Genomic DNA, 23,530 nt, shown 5'->3' with positions numbered 1-23,530 from the left:
GCCTGGGCGAGGGCGTAGGCGTCGAGCGTCCACTTGGCGCCGCGCTGGTGGGCCGGCGCCAGCAACTCGACGGTCTCGGCTTCGGCCATCCACCGATCGGTGGATGGGCGGGACGCCGCCGGGGGGCCTCACTTCGACAGGTAGAGGGTCTTCCAGGTGCCGGCGTACAGGCAGTTCAGGGACGGCTTGGAGCCCTTGCCCTCGGCGCAGACCTTCAGCTCGACCTGGTAGACGTCGTGGGACTCGAAGGAGAACCGCTTGACGGAGGTGGAGGAGCAGTTACGGATGCTGCGCTCCTTGTTGGGCAGGTTGCTCCCGTCGCGGTAGGTGATGCGGAAGACCGCCCAGCCGCAGGCGGAGTCCTTGCGGGTGCGGTCGGTGAGCTTGCCGGAGATCCGCACCACGTCGGCGGTCGGCAGGTCGGCGTGGTCCTCGCCGGTCGCGCTCAGCGAGCCGGTGGCCTTGGCGGCCTGCCCAGGGGCGTAGTAGGGACCCCACGAAGCGGCCGAGGCGGCCTGGGCGGGGGAGGAGGCGAGCGCGACCAGGGCTGCGGCGGCGACACCGGTCAGGACGGCGGCGGTACGGGAGGCGGTCATCGAGGGGTTCCTTCCTCTCTGGGATGACCACACAGTGCATTGGCCCGATTTCAACCGGCTTGCGGGGGCGCTTGCAAACTAGTTGTATTTGTACTGCCGCGTCGCGACCCGGTGCGAGCCGTTGTAGACCGACGCGCGGAACATGCTGATCGACTGGTCGCCGTGCTCGGCCTTGCCGCAGGTGTTGAGGCCGGCGAGCTGGTGGATCTCGTACCGGGCGGTCGGGTCGCCGGCCACGAAGTACTCGGCGCGCGCCTGGTACTCGTCGGCCCTGGTGTCGCAGGCGAAGACGTACGTGTCGCGCTCGTGGAAGCACACGCTCGCCCCGCCCTTGGTGTACGAGCACAGCTCCGAACGGCCCCGCGCGGCGGCCGGGGTGACGCCGGTGTCGCGCTTGACCGGGTATTTGGTGAGGTTGCGGACGGTCTTCCAGCGGCCCACCCGGACGCGGTGGTTGCCCTCGTACACGGCGGCCCGGAACGTGACCGTCCTGCCGATCTCGCGGTTGCCGCGGATCTCGCCCTTGCCGCCCAGGTTGTGGATGACGTACTTGGTGCCCAGGTACTCGTTCAGGTGGTACTCGACGGCGGCGTGCAGCTTGTCGTTGCGGGTGTCCTCGACCCAGATGCCGGGCCGGTCGCTGCCGTCCGGGCCCACGCAGACCTCGGCGCCCTTGACCCGCATGCAGGCGGGCTCCGCTGTGGCGGCGGGGGTGGTCCGAGCGGGGGTGGTCAGAGCGGTGGTGGTCCGAGCGGTGGTGGTCACCGGGGCCGGCTCCTGGACGGCGGCGGCCGGGCGGGCCTCGCCCCGGGCCACGGCCCCTCCCGTGGTGAGCGCGGCGGCCGTCATCACGGCCATGGCTACGAGTTTGCGACCTGACGCCACTTCGGTATCTCCAGTCTCGTGGATCACACACCGGGCTGTGCTTGAGTGTGACGCGGAAAATGCCGGAGTGGTTCGGAAATATGTGATTTGGGCCTTCGGTAGGTTGGACGGATGGCGGACCGGCATGCGTGACGAACGGCTGCGGGAGATCGCGGCGAAGCTGGCCGAGGTGCCCGGCGTGGTGGCGGTCGCGCTCGGCGGCAGCCGGGCCCGCGGCACGCACCGGCCGGACTCCGACATCGATCTGGGCCTGTACTACCGAGGGCCGCTCGTCGTCGGCGACCTGCGCGCCCTCGCCCAGGAGATGACCGGCGAGCCGACCGAGGTGACCGAGCCCGGCGGCTGGGGCCCGTGGGTCGACGGCGGCGGCTGGCTCACCGTCGAGGGGTGGCGGGTGGACTGGATCTACCGCGACCTCGACCGGGTGCGCCGCGTCTGGCACGACTGCCGCGCCGGACGCTACGAGATCGGCGTCCAGCCGGGCCACCCGCTGGGCTTCTACTCCCACGCCTACGCGGGCGAGGTGGCACTGTGCAAGGTGCTGGCCGACCCGTCCGGCGAGCTGGCGGCCCTGCGCGCCGAGACCGCCGCGTACCCGCCGGCGCTGCGCGAGGCGCTGGTCCAGGGGTTGTGGGAGGCCGGCTTCTCGCTCACGATCGCCGAGTACGGCGCCGCCGGGCGCGACCCGGTGTACGCCGCCGGGGTGCTGTTCCGCGCGATCGGCGTCGCCTGCCACGCCCTGCACGCGGCCGACGGCGCCTGGCTGATCAACGAGAAGGGCATGGTCGCCGCCGCCGGCCGGCTGCCCTCGGCGCCCGCCGGGTTCGGCGAGCGGGCCCAGGCGCTGCTCGCCTCCGTCGGCGGCACGCCGGAGGAGATCACCCGTACGGTGGCCGCCGCCGAACGGCTGGTCGCCGACGTGCGGGCCGCCTGCGGGGTGTGATCAGGCGTCCTGCCTGGCCCTGGCGGGGGCCAGCGTGGTCAGCAGCAGCAGGAGCGCGCTCTGGGCGAGCATGCCGGGCGCGAGCGGTGGGGCCGGGCCGACGGACTTGGTCAGCGCGTACCACCATTGGGTGAGGGGCGAGAGGGTCTGCCAGGTGTCGGCGTAGCGCGGGTCGAAGGCGCCCATGCCATGGTTGGCCGAGATGTGCGCGTACACGCCGTAGGCCGAGGCGAGCAGCACCGCCAGCGCGATCCCGCGGACGACCTTGAGCGTGAGGGGCGAGGCGTCCAGGGCGAGCAGCACCAGCGCGGCCCCGAGCGCCAGCAGCGCCACCCAGGGGACGAACTGCTGCCAGGACTGCCAGTGGCGTTCGAAGGCCAGCTCCAGGCCGGCGCCCAGGATGCCCAGCGCGACCAGCCCGAAGAGCCCCAGGCGTACCGTGACGGCGCCGAGCCGTCCGATCTGAGTTTGCGCGTTCGTTGGAGGCACGGGCACCACGTTGTGCCCCCGGTCTCAGAGACGTCTCAGGAATAAATGAACGTTCAATGAGAATCGAGGGCGTCGGCGGATGCTTTGGACAAGCGTGACTTAAGGGATCATAGGGACGTGAGCGTACTCGCGGCCGTCTCCTCGGTGCTCGCCCTCGTCCTGAACGGGCTGATGGCGGGCGTGTTCTTCGCCTTCTCCACCTCCGTCATGCCCGGCCTGGACGCCCTGGGGGAGCCCGTGGGGCCGGAGGGCGCGGCGGCCGCCATGCGCAGCATGAACAGGAAGATCCTGAACCCCGGATTCCTGTCGACGTTCACGCTCGCGCCCGTGGCCTCGCTGCTGGCCGGCGTGTTCCTGCTGATCGGCGGGGACGGCGGGCCGGCCGTCCTGGCGTTCGCGGCGGCCGTCGTCTACTTCCTGGGCTCGATCGCCGTCACGGCCGCGATCAACGTGCCGATGAACAACGCCCTGGACGCGGGCGAGCTGGCCTGGCAGGCGTACGCGCCGCGCTGGACCCGGTGGAACACGCTGCGCGGCTGGGCCTCGGCGCTGGCCGTGGCGTTGCTCGGCGTCGCCCTGTACGTCTGGGTCTGACCTGGCCGGATGCATCCCGATGGACGAGCACCGGGATGCGCATCCGCGCGACCGGATCACATGTTGATCATGTGGCCCGCGAGGCCGTGGATCGCCTCCTTGACCGCTTCGCCGAGCGTCGGGTGCGCGTGCACGTTGCGCGCGACCTCGTGCACGGTCAGGTCCCACTGCTGGGCCAGCGTGAGCTCCGGCAGCAGCTCGGTGACCTCGGGGCCGATCAGGTGGGCGCCGAGCAGCTCGCCGTGGGTGTTGTCGCTGATGATCTTGACGAACCCGGCGGTGTCGCCCAGGCCGTGGGCCTTGCCGTTGGCCGTGAAGGGGAACTTGGCCACCTTGACGTCGTAGCCCAGGTCGCGGGCCTGCGCCTCGGTGTAGCCGAAGCTGGCCACCTGCGGCTGGCAGTATGTGGCCCGCGGGATCATCACGTAGTCGAGCTCCATGGTCTCGGCGTCGGCGATGGTCTCGGCGGCGATGATGCCCATCGACTCGGCGGCGTGGGCCAGCATGAGCTTGGCGGTGACGTCGCCGATGGCGAAGATGTGGGGCACGTTCGTGCGGCAGCGGCCGTCGACGGCGATCGCGCCGCGCTCGGTGAGCTGCACGCCGGTCTTCTCCAGGCCGTAGCCGTCGACGCGCGGCTGGAAGCCGATGGCCTGCATGACCTTGTCGGCCTCGAGCACCTGGGTCTGGCCGTCGCGGGTGACGGTGACCTTGACCGAGCCGCCGGTGTCCTCGATGCCGTCGACGCGGGTCGAGGTCAGCACCTCGATGCCGAGCCGCTTGTAACGCTTGGCCAGCTCGGCCGAGACCTCTTCGTCCTCCAGCGGCACGACCCGGTCGAGGAACTCCACGATCGTGACCTTGACGCCGTAGTTGTGCAGCACGTACGCGAACTCCACGCCGATCGCGCCCGCGCCCGCGATGATGATGCTGCGCGGCAGGTTCTCGGTGAGGATCTGCTCCTCGTACGTCACCACCCGCTCCGACAACTGCGTGCCCGGGATCAGCCTGGTGGTGGCCCCGGCCGCGATGATGCAGTGGTCGAACGTGATCGTCTCATCGTTGACCTGCAGGGTGTTGGCGTCGAGGAACGTGCCGCGCCCGTCGTACTCGGTGATGGCGTTCTTCTTCATCAGGTAGTGAACGCCCTTGACCCGGCCGTCGGCCACCTTGCGGCTGCGCTGGAAGGCCGCGCCGTAGTCGAAGCTCACCTCGCCGCTGATGCCGAACGTCTTGGCCTCGTTGTGGAAGATGTGGGCCAGCTCGGCGTTGCGCAGCAGCGCCTTGGACGGGATGCAGCCCACGTTCAGGCAGACGCCACCCCAGTACTTCTCCTCGACGACCGCGGTACGCAGCCCGAGCTGGGCGGCGCGGACGGCGGCCGTGTATCCTCCCGGACCCGCGCCGAGAACGACGACGTCATAGTGAGTGCTCATGACTCGGACCATACCGCCCGCCCCAGGCCACCCTTGACGCTAGACCTCCACCTTGTACGACAGCGTCAGCTCGTCGGCCGGAACGCCCCGGATCCCCCAGTTCACCTTGGGCATCTCGATGATCGTGATCTCCACATCCTCAGGGTCGTATCCCGACTTTTCGTAGATCGACCGGATCAGCGCGCGCTTGGCGTCGTCGCTGCGTCCCGTGAAGCACACGACCTCGATGATCAGGTAGTTGGCGCTGCGCCCCGGGCAGACGAAGTCGTCGGCGTCCAGCAGCAGGAACCGGTGGAAGCGCTTCTCCGGCGGCACCCCCCAGGCGCTCACCAGGCACGACTGCAGCAGATCGGAGATCTCACGCTGCCGTCCGGCCCACACGTCACGACGCCCGTAAACCTTCACTTGTGCCATGTCGGCAATATAGAGGGCGTGATCCGCGTACTCCTCGCCGACGACGAGGCCATGATCCGGGCCGGGGTCAAGGCGATCCTCGACTCCGACCCGTCCCTGGAGGTGGTCGCCGAGGCAGGCGACGGCAGACAGGCCGTCGACCTGGCCATCGGCCACCGTCCCGACGTCGCGCTGCTCGACATCCGCATGCCGCGCCTCGACGGCCTGGCCGCCGCGGCCGAGCTGCGCCGCGTCGCGCCCGCCACGGCCGTGGTGATGTTGACCACGTTCGGCGAGGACGACTACATCGCCAGGGCGCTGGAGGTGGGGGCCGCCGGGTTCCTGCTGAAGTCGGGCGACCCGCGCGAGCTGATCGCCGGCATCCACGCGGTCGCCGACGGCGCGGCGTACCTGTCGCCCAAGGTGGCCCAGCGCGTGATCGCCCAGCTCGCCGGCGGCCGGATGGCCCGCGAGGCCGAGGCCCGCGACCGCGCCGGCGTGCTCACCGACCGCGAGCGGGAGGTCCTCGCCCTGCTCGGCGCCGGCCTGTCGAACGCGGAGATCGCCAAGCGGCTGCACATCGTGGAGGGCACCGTGAAGGCGTACGTGAGCACGATCCTGACCCGCCTCGACGTGCGCAACCGCGTCCAGGCCGCGATCATCGCCCACGAGGCGGGATTGGTAGCCTGACCCGTGATGTATCGCCTCGTGTTCACGCAGGTCTTGCGGCGTTTCGACGCCGAGGCCGTGCACCGTCTCACCGTCAAGGGCCTGGCCATGCTCGCCCGGCTGCCCCTGCTCAAGCGGCTGCTCCACCGAGCGTTCGCCCCGCACGACCCGGTCCTGCGGGTGACCGCGTTCGGCGTGCACTTCCCCGGCCCGTTCGGCCTGGCCGCCGGGTTCGACAAGGACGCGGCCTGCGCCGAGGCGATCGCCGCGCTCGGCTTCGGCCACGTCGAGGTCGGCACCATCACCGCGCACGCCCAGCCCGGCAACCCGCAGCCGCGCCTGTTCCGGCTGGTGGGGGAGCGGGCGGTGATCAACCGGATGGGCTTCAACAACTCCGGCGCCCGCGCCGCCGCCCGGCGGCTGCGCCGTACGCGCGGGGTGCCGGTCGTGGTCGGGGTGAACATCGGCAAGACCAAGGTCGTGCCGGAGTCCGAGGCGGTGGCCGACTACGTGACCGGCGCCAGGGAGCTGGCCCCGCTGGCCGACTACCTGGTGGTCAACGTCAGCTCGCCCAACACGCCCGGCCTGCGCAACCTTCAGGCGGTCGAGCTGCTGCGCCCGCTGCTGGTCGCGGTCAAGGAGGTCGCCGACGCGACGCCGCGCCGCACGCCGCTGCTGGTGAAGATCGCCCCCGACCTGGCCGACGAAGACGTCGACGCGGTCGCCGACCTGGCCGTGGAGCTGGGCCTCGACGGCATCATCGCGACCAACACCACCATCAGGCACGGCGGCGAGACCGGCGGCCTGTCGGGGCGTCCGCTCAAGGGGCGCTCGCTGGAGGTGCTGCGCCGGCTGCGCGCCAAGGTCGGCGACCGCCTCACGCTGGTCTCCGTGGGCGGCGTCGAGGACGTCGACGACGTCTGGGAGCGCCTGCTGGCCGGGGCCACCCTGGTCCAGGGGTACACCGGCTGGATCTACGGCGGCCCGCTGTGGGCCGCCCGCATCCACCGGCAGCTCGCCCGCCGGGTCCGCCGCCACGGCCTGTCCTCCGTCACCGAGGCGATCGGCCGCACCGCCTAGGGCCCCTATCGTGGAATCGTGATCAATGCCGAGGTGAAGCTCACCGACGACGTCGTCATGCGCCCCGTCGCCAGGTCCGACGCGCGGGCGCTGGCCGACGCCTACCGCCGCAACCGCGAGTTCCTGCGCCCCTGGGAGCCCCGCAGGCCGGCCGACTTCTTCACCCCCGCGGGCCAGGCCGCACGCCTCGAACGACTGGCCGAGGACCGTGCGGCCGGCTTCGTCATGCCGTGGGTGCTCACGGACGGCGACCGCGTCGTGGGCCGGATGAACCTGAACAGCATCATCCGGGGCGCCGCCCAGAGCGCGTCGCTGGGCTACTGGGTGGACGCCGCGTACAACGGGCGGGGGCTGGCCACCAAGGCGGTGCTGGAGGCGTGCCGGGCCGCCGACGAGGACCTGAGCCTGCACCGGGTGGAGGCCGGCACGCTCCCGCACAACAAGGCCTCGCAGGCGGTCCTGCGCAAGGCGGGCTTCGAGGAGTACGGCATGGCCCCCCGCGCCGTCAGCATCGACGGCGAGTGGCAGGACCACGTGCTGTTCCAGCGCATACTCAACGACCGGCCCGCGCCCATGTGACCGACGGTCAGACGCTCGGCCTGGTCGACTCCGCGTCGTGCGTCATGGCGTCGATGCGCTCCATCACCTCGTTCACCTTCACGCCGCTCGGCCGGTGCGGACGCCGCCGCTGCCACGGGTGCGGGCCCGCCGTCGGCCGGTACTCCACGCCGATCGCGTCGAGCCGCCGCAGGTGCCGCTCCAGCCGCTCGGCGAACCCGTCGCCGCCCGAGCCGGCCCAGGCGACCTCCGCCAGCGCGCACGACCGCGGCCAGAGCCGGTAGTCGACGGTCCGGGGGTCGGGCACGCGCTCGGTCCAGAGCTGGGCCTGCACGCCCATGACGCGCGCCCGCTCCTCGTCGGTCCAGTCGGCGGGGGCCGGGTCGAACGCGGCCACGTCGGCCACCGTGGTGGTGTCGCCGATGGCCATCGGCTCGTCGGCGGAGGCCGCCTCGGCGTAGTCGAAGTAGAGCGGGAACACCGGGGTGGCGACCACCTCGTGGCCGGCCGCGGCGGCGCGCCGCCCGACGCCCATGCCGCGCCACGGCATGACGACGGTGTCCTGGCGCAGCCCGCCGCTCACGAACGCCTCGTCCCACACCACGGCCCGCGCGCCGCGCTCGGCGAGGGCGTCGGCCAGCCGGCGCAGGAACCACGCCTGCAGGTCGGGCACCGTGGACAGCCCCAGCGACTCGCGGTAGGCCGTGATCTGGGCCGACTGCGCCCAGTGGTCGAGCACGACCTCGTCCCCGCCGATGTGGAAGAAGGGCACCTCGCCCAGCGCGCCGATGATCTCGTCGAAGATCGTGATCAGGAACTCGACGGTCGGCGGCAGCGGCGACAGGATCGCCGGCGAGATGCCCCACCGGTCGAGCACGTCGTAGGGCTCGCCGGTGGCGCCGAGCGCCGGGTAGGCGGCCAGGATCGCCGAGGCGTGCCCCGGCACGTCGATCTCGGGCACCACCGTGACGAACCTGGACCGCGCGTACGCGCCGATCTCGGCCAGGTCCTCCAGCGTGTAGTAGCCGCCGTGCGGGATGTCGTCGTACGCCTCCGGCTCCCGGTAGTAGTTGGTGGCCGTGCGCGGCCGGTGCGAGGAGACCTCGTGCAGCAGCGGGTACGCCCGGCTCTCCACCCGCCAGCCCTGGTCGTCGACCAGGTGGAGGTGCAGCCGGTTCAGCTTGTGCACGGCCATCAGGTCGATCAGCCGGAGCACCTCCCGCTTGGGGGAGAAATGCCGGGCCACGTCGAGGTGCAGCCCACGCCAGGCGAACCGCGGCGCGTCCTCGATCCGCACCCCGGGCACCGGCCACGACGCGCCGTCGGCGAACCGGTAGGAGGCGTCCGGCAGCAACTGGTGCAACGACTGCGCCGCGTAGAACGCGCCCGCCGCCCCGCCGGCGACGATCTCGATCCCACGCGACCCGGTGGTCAGCCGGTAGGCCTCCGCGCCGAGCGCGGGATCCTGGCGTACCTCGATCTCGCCCGAGTCTCCCGGGCGCAGGTCGAGGAGGGGCAGCGCGCGACGTACCGCGTCCGCGTACGGACCGGCGACGGTCGCGCCCGAGGTCAGCTCGAAGGAGCCGGAAAGATCACTGAGCAGCTCTGGGCGAGGAATCATGCTTCGAGATAGTGCTGCATCCCGTTCGCGAGTGCCAAGGCGATCCGCTGCCTGAACTTCGGGTCCTGGAACTTGGCCGCGTCGACGGCGTTGCGCATGTTGCCGCACTCGACGAGGACCTTCGGCACGGTCGAGAGGTTGAGCCCGCCGATGTCGTTGCGGAAGTTCAGCGCCTTGTTGCCGATGTAGTTGGAGTAGGGGATGCCGGTGCCCTTGAGGTAGGCGTCGCGTACGTCGATCCCCAGCTTGGTCGAGGCGCCCACGACCTTGTCGACCGGCCCGTTGATCTTCTTCGGGAGGATCACGTGGAACCCCCGGTGCGAGGGATTGTCCGAGCCGTCGCCGTGGACCGAGATCGCGGCGTCGGCATGGGCCTTGTTGCCGATCGCGGCCCGCTGGTCGATGCACGGCCCGACGCCGTCGTTGTCCGGCCTGGTCAGCTTGACGGTCGCGCCGCGCTGCTTGAGGATCTTCGCCATGCGGTTGGAGACGTCCCAGGTGAAGGCGGCCTCGCTGTAACCGCTCTTCGTGGCCGTGCCGGTCGTGTCGCAGGCCTTCATCTGGGTCAGCACGTTGACCTTGCGGTTGATCTCGGCCGGATGGCGGTAATTGGCGCCGTTGTGCCCGGGGTCGATGACGATGACCTTGCCGGCGAGCGGTTTGGCGCCGGGCGGCGCCTGCTTCGCCGTGGCCGTCTCCGTCGTCCCGTCCTGGACGGACGCCTTACTGGGCCCTTGGGCGGTGGAGGGGGCCTGACCTGCCGCGGCGCCACCAGGCTCGGTGCCGCCGCACGCGGAGGCGATCAGGCCGCAGACGGCGAGGACGGTGGCTGGTAGAGCACGCATGGGCTCCAACTTACGTGAAGCCACGCGTTCAGGCCCGTATCAACAGCAATCCTGCGAGTCGGCACGCGACCCTGCCGAAGTGCCGGATCGGGACCGCTGCGACGGTCCGTCTGGCGGTTTCGCCGTCCGCTTCACCACACGTGCTCGCCAACCTCCTGCCGTTCGAGCAGGGCGGCCAGCTCCCGCGCGTCCTCGGCGTCGAGGCCGAGGACGACGCGGGGGCGGCCCCACGGATGGTCGAGGGAATGCGCCACGTAGCTGGCGACGGACTCGGCGCCGACGTCGGTGCCCCGCCCCCTGCCCGCGCGCCAGTGCCCCCAGGCGCGTTCGAGCTCGGCCGCCGCGCGCTGGGCGCAGGACACCAGTTCTGGATCACGCATGACTGTCCCCCGGATCAGATCGTGACCGAACCAGATTCGGCCACAATTAGCATGACCCTGACGAGTAAACCGCCGTCCGGCGACGTTGCCGTACGGCTTGACCCAGGCTTTGGTCGGGCTTGCCGACGAGAGACCTGTGCATTGGCCCGCCGTGCCATTGCGGCGCCCGGTGAAGGCCCGCAACGGCAGCGCAACCGGCAGATATCCCCTCAGGCGGGTCCCGTGCTGCGGCGCACGACCAGCTCGGGTTGGATCTCGCGCAGCCGGGCGCCCTTGGCCGGCTCGCCTATCCTGTCGCTCAGCAGCGCGGCCGCCGACCTGCCCATGGCGCGGCGCGGCTGGTCGACCGAGGTGAGCGAGATGTGCCGTGAGGCCGACAGGTGGGTGTTGTCGTAGCCGACCACGGACAGGTCCTCCGGCACCCGCAGCCCCAGCTCCGCCGCGGCGGCCAGCACGCCCAGCGCCACCACGTCGTTGGCCGCGAACACGGCCGTCGGCCGCGGGTCGCGGGTCAGCAGGGCGATCGCCGCCTCGCGGCCGCCCTCCTCGGTCGCGTCCGCCGCCTCGACCATGATGTACGGGGCCAGCGAATGCCTGCGCATCGCCACGAGGTAGCCCTCGCAGCGTGAGGACCGGGGGCCCTCGATGTGCGCGATCCGCTTGTGCCCGAAGTTCACCAGGTGGTCGATGGCCAGGCGGGCGCCGAGCTGGTCGTCGTCGACCACGATGTCGACGCCGTCGAGCTCGATGTCACGTTCCCCCACGACGACGGTCGGGGTGTAGGCGGTGGCCTCGATCAGCGTCTCGCTGGTCGGCGCGATGCCTAAGAGCACCAGCCCGTCGACCCGGAGCTCCAGGAAGGCCTCGACGGCCTCGTCCTCGAACGCCGGGTCCCACTGGCTGTTCCCGATCAGCATGCGCAGCCCGTCGCCGTGCAGGCTCTCCTGCAGGCCGTCGAGGAACTCGGCGTAGAACGGGTTGTGCAGGTCGGCGACGAGCGCACCGACCAGATGGGTACGTCCTTCCACCAGGCTGCGCGCGACGGCGTTCGGCCGGTAGCCGAGCTCGCGCGCCGCCTGGAGCACTGCCTGCCGCCGGTGCTCGCTCACGTGCGGGGATCCGCGCAGCACGAGTGAGACCAGCGACTTCGAGACGCCGGCTCGCTCGGCGACGTTGCGGATGGTGGGTCGTGGCCGAGGCAATGGGTCTACCTCGCGGAGCTCGGCGATGGTTGAAGTGTTGACGGGCGGTCCTGACATGTGTCTCCCCCGCGATGCGGATATGGGCACCTGTCTCACCAAACGATCGAGTAAGCCGCAGGGTACGGGTTCGGGTTAGGGAAGCCTGATATTGACCCATTCGCCACACGTCCGCTATTGGGCACGTCGTCGGATACTGTGCAGGTGTGACACCCGGGAAGTCAGCCGAGACGGCACGCCCCGCACGCCGAAGGCTGAGCGTGGACCGCCGTCGCGAGGAGCTCATGGCGGCCGCGCTGGAGCTGTTCAGCACCCGTGACGCCGAGGACGTCTCGATCGACGACGTCGCCTCCGCGGCAGGCGCCTCGCGGGCGCTCGTCTACCACTACTTCGGCGGCAAGCAGGAGCTCTACGTGGCCGCGCTGAGGAGCGCGGCCGAGCAGCTGGAGTCGCGGTTGCGCCCGGCCGAGGGCGGCAGGCCGCTCGACGAGCTGGCCGCGGGCCTCGGGCGTTACTTCGACTTCGTCGAGGAGCACGCCGCCGGCTTCGCCGCGCTGCTGCGCGGGGGGCCCGCCAACCGGGCGGGCGAGGTGGGGGAGATCGTCGACGGCGTGCGCCGGAGGCTGTTCCGCCTCATCCAGAAGCAGATGCGCGTCGAGGAGCCGAGCCCGGTGCTGCGCACCACGCTGCGCTCGTGGATCGCCTCCGTGGAGACGGCCGGTCTCGACTGGCTGGAGCACCGCGACGTCGAGCGGCCGATCCTGGAGAAGATGCTCGTCGACCACATGGTGGCCCTGCTGGGCGTGGCCGCCGCCTACGACGGCGAGGTCGGCGAGCTGCTCGACGTGCTCACCGGCGAGCAACTGGCGTAGCGGGGGAAGAGTGGCGCCGGGCGGGCGACGCCAACTTCCCCGTGCGACGTCACGTCGGTGGACCGGGCAAGCGTACCTGGTCCACCCTCAACCCCCCTGAGGTTCGTGACGACCCTTTGCGAACTACTCGGAACGCTGCTGTGGAATGCCCGCCAGCAGTGCGCGAACCTCGGTCTCCCGGTAACGCCGATGACCGCCGAGGGTACGAATCGACGTCAACTTGCCCGCCTTGGCCCACCGCGTAACGGTCTTGGGGTCGACCCTGAACATGGTCGCGACCTCAGCGGGCGTGAGCAGTGGCTCGGCCTCGGGTGTACGAGCTGACATTTGTGCGGCCTCTCCTCCGTGTGGACCGGCTTAGCGATCCTGTGACTGCCTTTGCGCGTGTCACGGATGTCCCCCTATGGCGCAGAGCGTGCGGCTTTTCTGAGCCATATGCGGCATCACCCGATGTGACCATACCGCCACGCAGAGCGATTGGCGAGCCCTTCTTTGACCCAACTGCCCGCCCCTATGGCGATGTCACGCTCGGTGATTCTAGCGACACGGTTCGTGGTATCGCAGTGAAAACGGCAAACTACTCAGTTCGCAGAAGAGAGCAGCCGCGAGACGTGACCTACTCATGCAGGTCAGACGGTTGTTTTGGGAATCAGTTGGCGGATTCCAGCTGTTGCATTGACTTCCACCGAAGGATGACGCGCTGGTACATGGCATAGGCAAGTTCTTCTTGACCCGTGTCCAGACCGGTCAAAGCGGCCGAAAGCTCAGCAACCGACTGGTCGGCCTGGAGGGCGTCGTCGTTCATCAGGTGGACCAGGCCGCCGTAGTCGAGCTCGACCAGCGAGTGCGGGTGGAACTCCTCCAGCCAGCGTGCGATGTCCTCCACGTCGAAGTTGGACGACGCGTCGCCGAGGTGCCGGCGCATCACGTTGAGGGCGCGGGCCGCCCGCCTCCTGGCCTGGGCCATGGAGGTGACGTAGATGAGGTTACGGCCCGTAGTGGTCGTCACGTCCTGTCCCGGGGTGGAGGAGCCGAGCACCAGCCAGCGCTCGTTCCCATCAAACGGCACGAACCACGATGGCGGCACATGCCACGCCGTGGTGCGAATGTGCGTACGCAAGGCGGACGAACCGGCCCGGCGCTTGAACCGGTCGAAGTCGTCGGCCGTCTGCTCGGCGATGGCCTTCGGCACGAGCCGGTCCATCAGTTTCACGGGAGTGGCGCCACGAAGCCGTGAGAAGGCCAGCCACGACCGCAGACGCGTCTGCCAGGGACATACGTACAAACGGTCCTCAACGCGCCGCAGATAGGCATTGGGGCTCTCCTGGGCGGGAACGGGCTGAGGGGGCATGCCGAGCAGGCGCATGACCGACTCGCTGTGCTCCGCGTTGAGCGCGTTCGCCCGGCGCGGACGGTCGCGTGAGTCGGCGTAGTCGGCCCACAGCTTGCGCTCGGACTCGGCGAACGCGGTCAGTGGCTCATAGACGCGGAGGTAGGCGGCATAGGGCAGCACGGAGGCATCGTGTCACGAAGAGCACCTGCGCGCACCGTCGGGCTCACTAGTCTGAGAGTGACCTCCGCCGCGAAGGAGCGGTGGACCGGACAGGGAGTCACTACCGTGACCGACGTCTTCGGCACGTCCCACAAGGACGTCCACGAGCAGGTCGTCTTCTGCGCCGACGAGCAGAGCGGCCTGCGTGCGATCATCGCCGTCCACAGCACGGCCCTCGGGCCCGCGCTCGGCGGCACCAGGTTCTATCCGTACGAGAACGAGCAGGCGGCCCTGGCCGACGTGCTCAACCTGGCCAAGGGCATGTCCTACAAGAACGCCCTGGCCGGCCTCGACCTCGGCGGCGGCAAGGCCGTCATCATCGGCGACCCGGCCAAGGTCAAGAGCGAGGCGCTGCTGCGCGCCTACGGCAGGTTCGTCGAGTCGCTGGGCGGGCGCTACATCACCGCCTGCGACGTCGGCACCTTCAGCGAGGACATGGACGTCGTCGCCCGCGAGTCCCGGCACGTCACCGGCCGCACCCTGGCCCACGGCGGCGCCGGCGACTCCTCCGTCCTGACCTCGTTCGGCGTCTTCCAGGGCATGCGCGCCTCGGCCGAACGGGTCTTCGGCACGCCGTCGCTGCACGGCAGGCGGGTCGGCGTCGAGGGGGTCGGGAAGGTGGGCCACCGCCTGGTCGACCTCCTGCGCGAGGACGGCGCCGAGGTCGTGATCTGCGACGTCGACCCGCGGGCCGTCGAGCGGGTGCGCCAGCGGCATCCGGAGGTCGAGGTGGTCGCCGACGCCCAGGCGCTCACCACGTCCGACATCGACGTCTTCGCGCCCTGCGCGCTGGGCGGCGCGCTCGACGACGCCACGGTGGCCGGTCTGCGGGCGAAGATCGTCTGCGGCGCGGCCAACAACCAGCTCGCGCATCCCGGCGTCGAGAAGCAGCTGGCCGACCGCGGGATCCTGTACGCGCCCGACTACGTGGTCAACTCCGGCGGCGTCATCCAGGTCGCCGACGAGATCGAGGGCTTCAGCATGGACCGGGCCAGGGCGAAGGCGGCCCAGATCTACGACACAACCCTGAAGATCTTCGGGATCGCGGCGGACGAGGGCGTTCCGCCGGCTGTGGCAGCGGATAGGCTAGCCGAGCGCAGAATGTCGGAAGTCGGGCGTATTAGGGCCATTTGGCTGGGCCACTGACGCCTCACGCCCATACGACGTACCGAGCTGGGCACAAAACAGGTACGGTAATAGGCGAACGATAGGCTGACGTCCAAAGTCAGGCGGCGTCAGTGTGTGGTGCGTTAGCGACGAGGGGTCGGGGACGACCCCACACGAGGGGGTCGAGCCAATGGGGCGCGGCCGAGCAAAGGCCAAGCAGGTCAAGGTTGCTCGCCAGCTGAAGTACAACAGCGGTGGCACGGATCTTGACCGTCTGCGCGACGAACTCGGGGTCGGAGACTCCAGCAATGACGACGCCGACGACCTCAACGATGAGCTGGCGGATCGCTATGCCGATTACGCCGATGACTACGGCTCCGGGGACGACGAAGACGGCCGTCCTTCGGGTCGCCGATAGCCGTTCTTCAGAGTGACGTGGCCGAGGATCCGGCATGTGCCGGATCCTCGTTCATGAGCGTCGAGCCCCACGGGCAACCGTGGGGCTTTCGTCACGCTTGCGTGCGGTCGAGAAAGCCCGCGACCAGCGGCGCGATCTCGGGGAGCTTGTCCTCCAGGGCGAAGTGCCCGGTGTCCAGCACGTGCAGCTCGGCGTCCGGCAGGTCCCGCAGGTAGGCGTGCGCGCCCGGCTCCGGGAAGAAGGCGTCGTTGCGGCCCCACACGATCAGCGTGGGCGGCCGGTGGCGGCGCAGCCATGCCTGCCAGTCGGCGTAGAGCGCGAGGTTGGAGCGGTAGTCGAGCGCCAGCGCGAGCTGGGCTTCCCGGCGTCCGGGCAGGTCGAGGAAGTGCTGGTCCAGGGTCCATCCGTCGGGTGCGACGGCTGAGACGTCCGATGCGCCGCCCTCGTACTGGCCGCGCGTGACGGGCAGGGTGAACAGGTCGCCCAGGTTCTCCGCGGACGCGTGGATCGTGGTGCGCGCCAGGTCCGACAGGCCCTCGTCGTAGGCGTTGGCGTTCTGGACGATCAGGCCGGCGATCCATTCGGGGTGCCGGGTGGCCAGGCGGAAGCCGACGGGGCCGCCGAAGTCGAAGGCGTACCAGACGAAGCGGTCGAGCCCGATCTCGCGCACGAAACCCTCGACCACGTCGGCCAGGCGGTCGAAGGAGTAGACGAAGTCGCCGGGGGCCTCGGTGTGGCCGAAGCCGGGGTAGTCCGGCGCGATCAGGCGGTAGCGGGCGCCCAGGGCGTCCATCAGGCGCCTGTACTGGTGGGAGGCCGAGGGGAAGCCGTGCAGCAGGAGCACGGGGATGCCGTCGCGCGGGCCCGCCTCCCGGTAGAACACCTGGACGCCTTCCACGTCCACGAAACCGTGGCGGATCTGCGGGATCTCCATGCCTAATGCCTTTCTCACGTAATGATGCGTTAGTTATAACGAGCAGGCTTCTAACGCGTCAAGGGGGAGATGTAGCATTAGGACTCATGGAGTTCCTGATCGGTGAGCCGCTCGCGCTGGACCTGGTGAACACCCGGGGCCAGGACTTCGACGTCCTCGACACGCCCGAGGTGTTCGGGAACTGGCTCGATCGTCAGGCGGGCCGGCTGGCGTCCGTCCGGGGGCCGTTCACGGCGGACGATCTCGGCGTGCTCCGGGAGTTGCGGGCGCACGTGGCGGCGGCGGTCGAGGCCGTGCGCCGGGGCGAGCGGCCGCCTGGCGAGGCGGTCGCGGCGATCAACGACGCGATGCGCGCCGCGCCGGCGTACGGGCGTCTGGACGTCACGGACGGCGGGCTCACCAAGGGCGCGCACAGGGACGGCGACCGGCTCGCCCGCCTGCTCGCGCAGCTCGCCGAGGCCGCGGCCGACCTGCTCGCCGATCCGGCGGCGAGCCGGATCAGGGCCTGTGAGGGGCCCCGGTGCCGCATGATCTTCCTGCCCGCCCACCCCCGGCGGCGCTGGTGCTCACCGGAGCTGTGCGGCAACCGGGTGCGCGTCGCCCGCCACTACCAGCGGCACAGGACCGGCTGAACGGGGGCCGGCATCGAGCCGGCCCCCGTCGCGGGTCAGCGGTAGCGCGCCTGGCCGGAGCCCTGGACGATCTCGCCCAGCACCCACGCGGGCAGACCGCGCTCGGCGAGCAGCCGGACGGCCTCGTCGGCCGAGCCGGGCGCCACCACGGCCGCCATGCCCACGCCGAGGTTGAACGTACGGTCCATGTCCTTCTGGGCGATCCGCCCGTGCCCGGCCAGCACCTCGAAGATCGCCGGCGGGGTCCAGGACGACCGGTCGAGCAGCGCGTCGAGGTGGCCGGGCAGCGACCGCGACAAGTTGGCCTCCAGGCCGCCGCCCGTGATGTGCGCGAAGGCGTGCACCTCGGTGGAACGGGCCAGGTGGAGGCAGTCGAGCGAGTAGACGCGGGTCGGCTCCAGCAACTCCTCGCCCAGCGGACGGCCCAGCTCGGGCAGCACCGCGTCGAGCGACAGCGACGCCTCGCGCAGCACGTGCCGCACCAGCGAGTAGCCGTTGGAGTGGACACCGGAGGAGGCCAGCCCGAGGACCACGTCGCCCTCGCGGATGCGGTCGGGGCCGAGCATGGCGTCGGCCTCGACCACGCCGGTGCCGGCTCCGGCCAGGTCGTACTCGTCGGGGCCCATGGCGCCCGGGTGCTCGGCGGTCTCGCCGCCGACCAGCGCCGCGCCGGCCAGCCGGCAGCCCTCGGCCACGCCGCCGACGATCTCGGCCACGCGCTCGGGCACGACCTTGCCGACGGCGATGTAGTCGGTCATGAACAGCGGCTCGGCCCCGCAGACCACCAGGTCGTCGAGGACCATGCCGACCAGGTCGATGCCGATCGTGTCGTGCTTGCCGTAGCGCTGGGCGATCATGACCTTCGTGCCCACGCCGTCGGTGGAGGAGGCGAGCAGCGGACGCCGGTAACGCAGCAGCGCCGAGGCGTCGAAGAGCCCGGCGAAGCCGCTGGCGTCGTCGACCACCTCCGGCCGGCGGGCCCGCGCCACCTTGTCCTTCATCAGGGTGACGGCGCGCTCGCCCGCCTCGATGTCGACGCCGGCGGCCTCGTAGGTACTCACGCTTTGCTCTCCAACACGAACTTGCCCACGTTGTCCTGGTCGATGGGGATCGGGTACGAGCCGTCGAAACAGGCCCGGCAGAGCCGCCCGGCGGGGATGGTGGTGGCCTTGGTCAGGCCCTCCAGGGAGATGTACCCCAGCGAGTCGGCGCCCAGCGAGGCCCTGATCTCCTCCACCGACAGCGAGCCGGCGATCAGCTCGGCGCGGGTCGCGAAGTCGATGCCGTAGAAGCACGGCCAGGCCACGGGCGGCGAGGAGATGCGGACGTGCACCTCACGCGCCCCCGCCTCGCGCAGCATCTTCACGATGGCGCGCTGGGTGTTGCCGCGCACGATCGAGTCGTCGACGACCACCAGGCGCTTGCCCGCGACGACCTCGCGCAGCGGGTTGAGCTTGAGCCGGATGCCGAGCTGGCGGATGGTCTGCGAGGGCTGGATGAACGTGCGGCCCACGTAGGAGTTCTTCACCAGGCCCTGGCCGTAGGGGATGCCGCTCTCCTCGGCGTAGCCGACGGCGGCCGGGGTGCCGGACTCGGGCGTGGGGATGACCAGGTCGGCCTCGACCGGGTGCTCGCGGGCCAGCACGCGGCCGACCTCGACCCGGGTGACCTGCACGCCGCGGCCCGCGATCGTGGTGTCGGGACGGGCCAGGTAGACGTACTCGAACAGGCAGCCCTTGGGGTCGGGCAGGGCGAAGCGGCGGGACCGGACGCCGTCCTCGTCGATGGTGAGCAGCTCGCCGGGCTCGATCTCGCGGACGAACGTGGCGCCCACGATGTCGAGGGCCGCCGTCTCGGAGGCCACCACCCAGCCGCGCTCCAGACGGCCCAGGACCAGCGGGCGGATGCCCTGCGGGTCGCGGGCCGCGTAGAGGGTCTTCTCGTCCATGAACACCAGCGAGTACGCGCCCTTGACCTGCGGCAGCAGCTCGGCCGCCGAGTCTTCGATGGAACGCGTGCGATCCTGGGCGAGCAGCGAGGCCAGGACCTCGGTGTCGGTGGTCGCCCGGGTGGAGCCGGGAGCCAGGCGCTCGGCCAGCTCCGGGGTGTTGATCAGGTTGCCGTTGTGCGCGAGCGCGAGCCCGCCGACCTCGGTGGAGCTGAGGGTCGGCTGCGCGTTCTCCCACACGCTCGAACCCGTGGTGGAGTAACGGCAGTGGCCGATGGCCAGGTGGCCGCGGAGGGTGCCCAGCACGGACTCGTCGAAGACCTGGGCCACCAGGCCCATGTCCTTGTAGACGAGAATGCGGCTGCCCTCGCTGACCGCGATGCCCGCGGACTCCTGGCCGCGGTGCTGCAACGCGTACAGCCCGTAGTAGGTGAGTTTGGAAACTTCCTCGCCTGGTGCCCAGACGCCGAAGACACCACAAGCGTCTTTGGGTGCGCGGTCGTGGGGGTCCAGGTCATGGCCGAGCCGGCCGTCGCCCTTCAGCACATGCCTCAGTTTAGGTTGCGGGCTTCCGTGCTCGCACACCCGGGTGCTTCATCAGCCGGCGTGGGAGGATCTGCCGGCGTTGGATCCGTCGCGGACGAACTCTCCGGTGACGTTGCGGTTCGCCGCCGATCCGAGGAAATGGATCAGCGCCGCCATGTCGTCGGCGGTCGAGAGCCGGCGGCTGGGCGTGCGGGCCGCGACGCGGTCGAGGACCTCCTGGGTGACCGGGCGCTCGGCCTCGGTGATCGTGAGCCCGGCGACGGCCACGTTGACCAGCACGCCGTCCCGGCCGGCCTCCCAGGCCAGGGCGCGGGCCATGCCGTGCAGGGCCATCTTGGCGGTGCCGTACGGGCCGGGGCCCGGCTGGCCCTCCTCGGCGGCGCCCGAGGAGACGAAGACGATCCGGCCGAAGCCGTTCCTCCGCATCCCGGGCAGGAAGGCCTGGACGAGCAGGGCGTTGCCGACGACGTTCGCGTGCAGGGCGGCCGTCCATTCGGCGGCGGGGACGTCCTCGAAGCTCATGCTGTTGGGCATGATCGTGCCCCAGCGGACGGCGTTGAGCACCAGGGCGTCCACCGGGCCCGCCTGGGCGGCGGCGGGCGCGACGGTGGCGTGGTCCTCCAGGTCGAGATGGACGGCCGCCGCCTGGCCGCCCGCCTCCTCGATGCGCTTGACGACCTCCGCGGCGCGGTCCGGGCCGGTGTTGTAGGTGAGGGTGACCCGCGCGCCGGCCCTGGCGTAGGCGAGCGCGGTGGCGGCGCCGATGCCGGAGGAGCCGCCGGTGATGAACGCGTGCATGGGATGCCTCTCTTGATTGATTAGCCGACTAATTAGCCAGCTAAGTCCTTTGTGGGTGCTGGAGGCAAGGGGGTTTCGCTCTTGGTGAAGAGAGTTACTGGGGGATGGCGCGGACGAGGCGGGACAGCAGGGCGCGTTCGGTGTCGTCCAGGCCGTGCTGGAGTTCTTCGTCGGTCCTGGCCCAGATCTCCTCGACCGGCTGGCGCAGCGCCTTGCCGGCCTCCGTCAGGTGCACGCGGCCCACCCGCGGGCGGTCGGGGTCGGGGGAGCGGTGGACGAAGCCCGCGCGTTCCAGGCGCTGGAGGGTCTTGGTGACGGTCGGCGGCTCAACGCCCAGCCGGGCGATCAGCTCGCCCTGGGTGAGGCCGTCCTGCCGCCACAGCTGGTTGAGCAGCAGCTCCTGGCCCGTGTGCAGGCCCAGTGGCGCCAGGGCGGCGGCCATCCGGTTGCGGTGGGTCTTCATGACCATGATCAGGGCGTACGTCAGGGTCTCGTCCAGCATGCACTCATCTTGCCCGCCGCCTGCCGCTTTGGCGCATGGTGACCCAAGGATGGCGGCCGTCTTACCGTGTCGTGCGCTTTAGCCGATGCCCTCCGCGAAAAGGTGAAGTATCCGGCATGCAGACCCGTCGGGAGACGCAGACGTGACCACACCTGGGGACCCCAACGAACCCCGCGAGGGGCAGGACCCGCAGCACCGCGAAGGCCACCCCCGCGAGGGCCGGCCCGAATCCGCGCCGCCGCAGCACACGCCCGAATGGAGGCGGGAGGGGACGGCCGAGGAGGAGCGGCCGGCGCCCGAGGAGGAGCCGCCGGAGATCGGGCCGTACGAGGGCGGGCCGACGAGCAACGAGTGGCGCCCGAGCGAGTGGGCCGTCGGCGGCCCGCCCGGCGCGGGGCCGACCGGCGGCGCCGGCACCCCGGAGGGCTGGACCGCCCCCGACCACGAACACGCCCCCGACCACGCCCCTGGACCCGAGCACGCCTCTGGACCCGAGCACGCCTCTGGACCCGAGCACGCCTCTGGACCCGAGCACGGCTCTGGACCCGAGCAGTTCTCTGGACCCGAGCACGCCCCTCGTCACGCGGACACTCCGGAGGGCGCAGCCCCAGGCGGAGGCGTAGGTCCCGGAGAGGGAGGCCGGTCGGGCGGCGGGCGGCACGAGGGCGAACAGCCCGACGAGCGGACCGGCGAGCGGACCGGCGAGCAGCCCGGCGAGCAGCCCGGCGAACGGCCGGGGGAGCGGCAGGCCGGGCGGTCTGAGGGCGAAGGAGCTGGGGGGCGGTCCGGGGGTGGGCGGTGGGCGGATGAGTGGCCGTTCGAGGAGGAGCGGGAGGGCGAGGAGCCGATCGCGCCCGTGCCACCCGTGGTGCCACCGCCGCCACCCGACGTGCCGCCGTCGCACGAGCCCAGGCCCGGGGGACGTCCCGACCATCCCGACCTGCCCACCTCGCCCGAGACGCCGCAACCGGCCGAGGGCGGCGGCACCGGCGGGACGCGATGGTCTGGCAGGGACGCCGAGGAGACGCAGGTCTATCCGATGCCCGGCGGCACCCCGGCCTATCCGGGCTGGGGCACGCAACCGGACGAGGAGCCGAGCCGCCCCGCGCCCTCCCGGTACGAATACGGCGACGTGCCCACCTTCGAGCCCCCGCCCACCGGCACCCACGCGGCCGGCGGCCCCGAGGAGCCGGGCGCGCGGCCGGGCGGCGCGGAGGGCGGTACGGAGGGCGGTACGGAGGGCCCACGAGGTGCGGAAGGCCCAGGAGGCATCGAGCGCCCCGGAGGCGCCGTAGGCAGGGGTGCCACCGCGGGCGCGGAAGGCGTGACGCCCCCCTCCGTAGGCGCAGGAGGACCCACAGGAGGTCCTGGCGCACCTTACGGGGGCGAGGGAGCCTACGGCGGGCCGGGGGCCTACGGGGGCGAGGGAGCCTACACCGGGCCCACGGCGGCCGGCGGAGGTGGTGAGGGGCCGTATGGCGGGCCGGGGGTCGGCGGGGGCGGTGAGGGGGCCTATGGGGGGTCGGCGGCGGCTGGCGGGCGTTATGAGGCGCCGGGGGCGTACGAGACCGGGGGCCGGGACGCGTCCGTCCCCGGCACCACCCCCTCCAGCCCCTACGGCGGCCCGCCCGGTTACGGCCCGCCACCGGGAGCCCCCGCCTACGGCCAGTACGGCCCCTACGGCGCCCAGCCGCCTGCGCCGCCCGGCAGCGGCCTGGCCACCGCCTCGCTGGTGCTGGGCGTGGCCAGCCCGTTCCTGGTGTTCGTCTGCTTCACCGGCGTGCTCACCGCGATCCTGTCGATCGTCTTCGGCTGTGTGGCGCTCGCCAAGCGCGTGGGCAGGGGCCGGGCCATCGCCGGGATCGTGATCAGCGCGCTGTCGCTGGTGTTGTTCGCGATCGTCGCGATCTGGTTCTGGAAGGTGGTCCAGGAGTGCGGCCAGCTTCCCGGCCAGCTCGCCGACCAGTGCTTCGAGAGCAGGTTCCCCTGGATGAGCAAGGGCCGCTAGAGCGGCAGGTGGGCTGACAGGTCGGCGCGGGAGCCGCTCGCCGCGACCGAGCCCCTGGCCACGGCCTCGTCCCAGGTGAGCCGGCCGAGCGCGAGCTCCAGCCAGGTGCGGGCGTCGGTCTCCACCACGTTCGGCGGCGTGCCGCGGGTGTGGCGGGGGCCGGGGACGGCCTGGACGGCCGCGTAGGGCGGCACGCGCACCTCGACCGTGCGGCCGGGAGCGGCGGCGGCCAGCTTCTCCAGCAGGTGGCGCACCGCCTGCCGGGCCGCGTCGCGTTCGGGGGCGAGCCCGCGGTCGTAGGCGGTCAGCACCGCGGCGACCAGGGCGTCGGGCAGGGCCGATGCGGGGCCGTCGTAGGGCGGTTCGTCGAGGGCGACGAGCTGGCCGTCGAGGGCCGCGCGCAGCTTCTCCGGGTCGATCTTGCGTGGTGGCACGAGTCCATTGTCTCGCGGCAAGCGTTCATCGGGACGGAGGTCGTCGTTCACCCCGGGTTTCGTCGGCGACCGTAACGTCCCCGCCGTACAA

General features: G+C 71.2%; 27 protein-coding genes. 10 read left to right on the top strand and 17 right to left on the bottom strand.

The window, feature by feature from the left end:
* Window positions 1-128: 128 nt before the first annotated feature.
* Together AB0J76_RS40055 and AB0J76_RS40050 are read right to left on the bottom strand one after the other, a co-directional pair.
* Window positions 129-596 carry a hypothetical protein gene (locus AB0J76_RS40055; protein WP_352320430.1) on the bottom strand — a complete coding sequence of 156 codons (468 nt, stop codon included), beginning with the start codon at window positions 594-596 and terminating at the stop codon, window positions 129-131.
* Window positions 597-674: 78 nt separating this feature from the next.
* A complete protein-coding gene (locus AB0J76_RS40050; protein ID WP_352320432.1) occupies window positions 675-1,454 on the bottom strand; it encodes a hypothetical protein in 780 nt (259 codons plus the stop codon).
* Window positions 1,455-1,605: 151 nt separating this feature from the next.
* Here AB0J76_RS40050 and AB0J76_RS40045 point away from each other — a divergent pair, with 151 nt between their 5' ends.
* The gene (locus tag AB0J76_RS40045) at window positions 1,606-2,424 is read left to right on the top strand and encodes a nucleotidyltransferase domain-containing protein (protein WP_352320434.1); all 819 of its coding nucleotides are present in this window, start codon (window positions 1,606-1,608) and stop codon (window positions 2,422-2,424) included.
* On the opposite strand, the gene AB0J76_RS40040 is transcribed toward AB0J76_RS40045, so the two are convergent.
* On the bottom strand, window positions 2,425-2,913 hold the full coding sequence (locus AB0J76_RS40040; RefSeq protein ID WP_352320436.1) for a hypothetical protein: 489 nt from the start codon (window positions 2,911-2,913) through the stop codon (window positions 2,425-2,427).
* A 117-nt stretch (window positions 2,914-3,030) separates the two neighbouring features.
* Between AB0J76_RS40040 and AB0J76_RS40035 the strand changes: the two genes are divergently transcribed.
* Window positions 3,031-3,507 (top strand): anthrone oxygenase family protein, encoded by a 477-nt coding sequence (locus tag AB0J76_RS40035; protein WP_352320437.1) that lies wholly within the window; start codon window positions 3,031-3,033, stop codon window positions 3,505-3,507.
* 56 nt (window positions 3,508-3,563) lie between these two features.
* On the opposite strand, the gene lpdA is transcribed toward AB0J76_RS40035, so the two are convergent.
* Both lpdA and AB0J76_RS40025 read right to left on the bottom strand, forming a co-directional pair.
* Window positions 3,564-4,943, bottom strand: a complete 1,380-nt coding sequence (gene lpdA / locus AB0J76_RS40030; RefSeq protein ID WP_352320439.1) for a dihydrolipoyl dehydrogenase — start codon at window positions 4,941-4,943, stop codon at window positions 3,564-3,566.
* 39 nt (window positions 4,944-4,982) lie between these two features.
* Window positions 4,983-5,357, bottom strand: coding sequence for a tautomerase family protein (locus AB0J76_RS40025; RefSeq protein WP_352320441.1), 375 nt, complete (start codon window positions 5,355-5,357; stop codon window positions 4,983-4,985).
* Window positions 5,358-5,375: 18 nt separating this feature from the next.
* On the opposite strand from AB0J76_RS40025, the gene AB0J76_RS40020 reads away from it, so the two are divergent.
* Genes AB0J76_RS40020 through AB0J76_RS40010 form a run of 3 tightly spaced genes read left to right on the top strand, consistent with a single transcriptional unit; the run spans window position 5,376 to window position 7,664 of the window.
* On the top strand, window positions 5,376-6,026 hold the full coding sequence (locus tag AB0J76_RS40020; protein WP_352320442.1) for a response regulator transcription factor: 651 nt from the start codon (window positions 5,376-5,378) through the stop codon (window positions 6,024-6,026).
* Between the two features lie 6 nt (window positions 6,027-6,032).
* Window positions 6,033-7,085: a quinone-dependent dihydroorotate dehydrogenase gene (locus AB0J76_RS40015; protein ID WP_352320444.1), complete on the top strand. Its 1,053-nt coding sequence runs from the start codon at window positions 6,033-6,035 to the stop codon at window positions 7,083-7,085.
* Window positions 7,086-7,103: 18 nt separating this feature from the next.
* Window positions 7,104-7,664, top strand: coding sequence for a GNAT family N-acetyltransferase (locus tag AB0J76_RS40010; RefSeq protein ID WP_352320446.1), 561 nt, complete (start codon window positions 7,104-7,106; stop codon window positions 7,662-7,664).
* 7 nt (window positions 7,665-7,671) lie between these two features.
* On the opposite strand, the gene AB0J76_RS40005 is transcribed toward AB0J76_RS40010, so the two are convergent.
* From AB0J76_RS40005 to AB0J76_RS39990, 4 genes are all read right to left on the bottom strand, one after another.
* Window positions 7,672-9,264: a beta-N-acetylhexosaminidase gene (locus tag AB0J76_RS40005; protein WP_352320448.1), complete on the bottom strand. Its 1,593-nt coding sequence runs from the start codon at window positions 9,262-9,264 to the stop codon at window positions 7,672-7,674.
* The gene (locus tag AB0J76_RS40000; RefSeq protein WP_352320449.1) at window positions 9,261-10,109 is read right to left on the bottom strand and encodes an N-acetylmuramoyl-L-alanine amidase; all 849 of its coding nucleotides are present in this window, start codon (window positions 10,107-10,109) and stop codon (window positions 9,261-9,263) included. Before AB0J76_RS40000 ends, AB0J76_RS40005 begins: the two co-directional genes overlap by 4 nt.
* Before the next feature lie 131 nt (window positions 10,110-10,240).
* Window positions 10,241-10,489, bottom strand: a complete 249-nt coding sequence (locus AB0J76_RS39995; protein ID WP_125645653.1) for a hypothetical protein — start codon at window positions 10,487-10,489, stop codon at window positions 10,241-10,243.
* 209 nt (window positions 10,490-10,698) lie between these two features.
* Complete coding sequence (locus tag AB0J76_RS39990; RefSeq protein WP_352320452.1) at window positions 10,699-11,691, bottom strand: LacI family DNA-binding transcriptional regulator; 993 nt, start codon at window positions 11,689-11,691, stop codon at window positions 10,699-10,701.
* Window positions 11,692-11,948: 257 nt separating this feature from the next.
* On the opposite strand from AB0J76_RS39990, the gene AB0J76_RS39985 reads away from it, so the two are divergent.
* A complete protein-coding gene (locus AB0J76_RS39985; protein ID WP_352320454.1) occupies window positions 11,949-12,560 on the top strand; it encodes a TetR/AcrR family transcriptional regulator in 612 nt (203 codons plus the stop codon).
* A gap of 123 nt (window positions 12,561-12,683) precedes the next feature.
* Here the strand turns inward: AB0J76_RS39985 and bldC are convergent, their stop codons facing one another.
* Window positions 12,684-12,887, bottom strand: coding sequence for a developmental transcriptional regulator BldC (gene bldC / locus AB0J76_RS39980; protein ID WP_013133571.1), 204 nt, complete (start codon window positions 12,885-12,887; stop codon window positions 12,684-12,686).
* A gap of 322 nt (window positions 12,888-13,209) precedes the next feature.
* Entirely contained in the window at window positions 13,210-14,073 is an 864-nt protein-coding gene (locus tag AB0J76_RS39975) for a hypothetical protein (RefSeq protein WP_352320456.1), read from the bottom strand.
* Between the two features lie 105 nt (window positions 14,074-14,178).
* On the opposite strand from AB0J76_RS39975, the gene AB0J76_RS39970 reads away from it, so the two are divergent.
* Both AB0J76_RS39970 and AB0J76_RS39965 read left to right on the top strand, forming a co-directional pair.
* Window positions 14,179-15,258 (top strand): Glu/Leu/Phe/Val dehydrogenase dimerization domain-containing protein, encoded by a 1,080-nt coding sequence (locus tag AB0J76_RS39970; protein ID WP_352320458.1) that lies wholly within the window; start codon window positions 14,179-14,181, stop codon window positions 15,256-15,258.
* Window positions 15,259-15,409: 151 nt separating this feature from the next.
* The gene (locus tag AB0J76_RS39965; RefSeq protein WP_352320460.1) at window positions 15,410-15,637 is read left to right on the top strand and encodes a DUF3073 domain-containing protein; all 228 of its coding nucleotides are present in this window, start codon (window positions 15,410-15,412) and stop codon (window positions 15,635-15,637) included.
* A 91-nt stretch (window positions 15,638-15,728) separates the two neighbouring features.
* On the opposite strand, the gene AB0J76_RS39960 is transcribed toward AB0J76_RS39965, so the two are convergent.
* Window positions 15,729-16,571: an alpha/beta hydrolase gene (locus AB0J76_RS39960; protein WP_352320461.1), complete on the bottom strand. Its 843-nt coding sequence runs from the start codon at window positions 16,569-16,571 to the stop codon at window positions 15,729-15,731.
* Window positions 16,572-16,657: 86 nt separating this feature from the next.
* Between AB0J76_RS39960 and AB0J76_RS39955 the strand changes: the two genes are divergently transcribed.
* On the top strand, window positions 16,658-17,203 hold the full coding sequence (locus AB0J76_RS39955; RefSeq protein ID WP_352320463.1) for a CGNR zinc finger domain-containing protein: 546 nt from the start codon (window positions 16,658-16,660) through the stop codon (window positions 17,201-17,203).
* A 35-nt stretch (window positions 17,204-17,238) separates the two neighbouring features.
* Here AB0J76_RS39955 and purM read toward each other — a convergent pair whose 3' ends face one another.
* From purM to AB0J76_RS39935, 4 genes are all read right to left on the bottom strand, one after another.
* Window positions 17,239-18,264, bottom strand: coding sequence for a phosphoribosylformylglycinamidine cyclo-ligase (purM, locus tag AB0J76_RS39950; RefSeq protein WP_352320465.1), 1,026 nt, complete (start codon window positions 18,262-18,264; stop codon window positions 17,239-17,241).
* Window positions 18,261-19,697, bottom strand: coding sequence for an amidophosphoribosyltransferase (gene purF / locus AB0J76_RS39945; protein WP_352320467.1), 1,437 nt, complete (start codon window positions 19,695-19,697; stop codon window positions 18,261-18,263). The genes purM and purF overlap by 4 nt, the downstream gene beginning before the upstream one ends.
* 51 nt (window positions 19,698-19,748) lie before the next feature.
* On the bottom strand, window positions 19,749-20,495 hold the full coding sequence (locus AB0J76_RS39940; RefSeq protein WP_352320469.1) for an SDR family NAD(P)-dependent oxidoreductase: 747 nt from the start codon (window positions 20,493-20,495) through the stop codon (window positions 19,749-19,751).
* Window positions 20,496-20,589: 94 nt separating this feature from the next.
* Complete coding sequence (locus AB0J76_RS39935; RefSeq protein ID WP_352320471.1) at window positions 20,590-20,997, bottom strand: MarR family transcriptional regulator; 408 nt, start codon at window positions 20,995-20,997, stop codon at window positions 20,590-20,592.
* 1,741 nt (window positions 20,998-22,738) lie between these two features.
* On the opposite strand from AB0J76_RS39935, the gene AB0J76_RS39930 reads away from it, so the two are divergent.
* On the top strand, window positions 22,739-23,005 hold the full coding sequence (locus AB0J76_RS39930; protein WP_352320472.1) for a DUF4190 domain-containing protein: 267 nt from the start codon (window positions 22,739-22,741) through the stop codon (window positions 23,003-23,005).
* Here the strand turns inward: AB0J76_RS39930 and AB0J76_RS39925 are convergent.
* A complete protein-coding gene (locus AB0J76_RS39925) occupies window positions 23,002-23,439 on the bottom strand; it encodes a sterol carrier family protein (RefSeq protein ID WP_352320474.1) in 438 nt (145 codons plus the stop codon). The two genes, AB0J76_RS39930 and AB0J76_RS39925, sit on opposite strands and share 4 nt — an antisense overlap.
* Window positions 23,440-23,530: the final 91 nt, after the last annotated feature.

This window comes from Nonomuraea sp. NPDC049624 (assembly GCF_040675255.1).
In the GTDB taxonomy this organism is placed as follows: Bacteria; Actinomycetota; Actinomycetes; order Streptosporangiales; family Streptosporangiaceae; genus Nonomuraea.
The sequence above is the reverse complement of the archived record's forward strand: the minus strand, read 5'-3'. Positions and strand labels throughout refer to the sequence as shown.